We start from the raw sequence: 551 nt of genomic DNA, 5'->3' as shown, positions 1-551 counted from the left end.
TGATATGGCTGCCGGTCCGCCCGCCCGGTCCAGGGGGCTCGCTGGTCGGGGTTGTGAACGGGGTGCCATACGGGTACGGAGGGGCCGTGGTGGAGCAGGTCGGCCAGCGGTGCCGCGAGGACGGGGACGCTGCACGGGAAGCGGGACGGTGCCAGCAGCCGGGCTCCCGCGAGCAGGGCGCTGATCCGGTTCTCGACACCGGCGGGTCCGGTGCCCTCCAGGACGAACAGGACGCAGGGGAACAGCGGGTAGTGTCGGCGCCATTCCTCCAGTGCCGGTTCCTGGATGGTTGGCCGGCGCCCCGGGACCGCGGGGACGCAGCGGAGAAGGCGCTCGTACGCGGACAGCTTGGCGGCGAGGCGTTCGGGGTCCACTCGCCGTCTTTCGCGACGCCCGTTCAGCACTGCGCGTCAGGTGACCTGGGGGTCCACGAGAGTGGTTTCCGGCCAGCTCAGCTTTGTGTGCTGCGGATCGTGCCGCGGAAGCCGAGGGGGCTTTTGCCGGTGTGCCGGTGGAAGAACTTGCTGAAGTTGGTGGCGCTGGAGAAGCCG

1 pseudogene is annotated in these 551 nt (G+C 70.4%); it reads right to left on the bottom strand.

What is annotated here, in order from left to right:
* Positions 1-374, bottom strand: a pseudogene (locus tag BEK98_RS47260) (replication-relaxation family protein); the annotation flags it as partial.
* Positions 375-551: the final 177 nt, after the last annotated feature.

It is taken from the genome of Streptomyces diastatochromogenes, assembly GCF_002242805.1.
GTDB classification, from domain to species: domain Bacteria; phylum Actinomycetota; class Actinomycetes; order Streptomycetales; family Streptomycetaceae; genus Streptomyces; species Streptomyces diastatochromogenes.
Note: the sequence above shows the minus strand (reverse complement) of the source record. Positions and strands in the feature narration are given on the sequence as shown.